The 925-nt window shown below is 32.9% G+C and carries 1 protein-coding gene; it reads right to left on the minus strand.

What is annotated here, in order from left to right:
• Positions 1-40: 40 nt before the first annotated feature.
• A partial coding sequence (locus tag B7444_RS16695; RefSeq protein ID WP_159107813.1) for a hypothetical protein occupies positions 41-925 on the minus strand: 885 nt, incomplete at its 5' end.

Below are 925 nucleotides of genomic sequence, written 5' to 3' on the forward strand. Positions count from 1 at the left end.
TCCCAAATCAGGTGTTTTTGGGACGGAGTATTTCAAAATATTAAAACGGTATGGCGTCTTCGTCTTCTGTTATATCTTCTATCGTTAGTAAATTATCATCCCAATCACCCGGAAGCATTGGCTTTAAATTATTGTTTGCATCAAACAACGAATTAGAAACTCTTAAAAAATAATTATCATTTTTCCCCATAGAAATTTCATATTTTTTAAAATTGGAACCAATTTCAGCCCAATCCAAATTAGATTGGACTCCGCTACGAGCATTTTTTAACCAATCTTCCATTTCAGACCTATTGGTGAAAAATAGCCTATATTTCACTCGCAGAATTTTTCTCATTGCTGGGAATATAGGATGGTTCTGTATAAGTATTTCGTCCATCATTCTATTTTTTTCATCAGAGTCGGAAGATATTGATGAATTGCGATATAATTCCGCCAACCCTTCCAAGGTAGATGTAACTTGTTCCATTTTATTCATCATATCAACCAAGCGTACTTGAGCCTCGCCCTCAAGAAACCTCTCAAATAAACCAGACCATTGTTCTCTAAGATAGTTTATTAGTTGAGGCATACTTTCAAAAGAAAATATTTGGTTGTTTGATGATAAATTATATATCTCTTCTATAAATCTATAAACTCTAACATCATCAACATGAGAATATCTTATACCTTCAACATCTTTATTTTTAATATAGGTATGATATTCCGAAATAACCTCCGACTCTATGAATAGATAAACTTGTTTACCTTGCCTTTGTGCAGTCTTTAACTCCATATTAGATATCGAATATTTTTCATGGTCTCTAGACTGTGAACCAAATCTTCCGCCTATAATCGATATAACAATATGAACTTTTGCTATTTCATTATAGCAATAATCTTCTAAGAGCCTGTTTGGAAAATCGATCTGATGTGATTCAAGCTC

It is taken from the genome of Gluconobacter thailandicus F149-1 = NBRC 100600 (assembly GCF_000964465.1).
Lineage (GTDB): Bacteria > Pseudomonadota > Alphaproteobacteria > Acetobacterales > Acetobacteraceae > Gluconobacter > Gluconobacter thailandicus.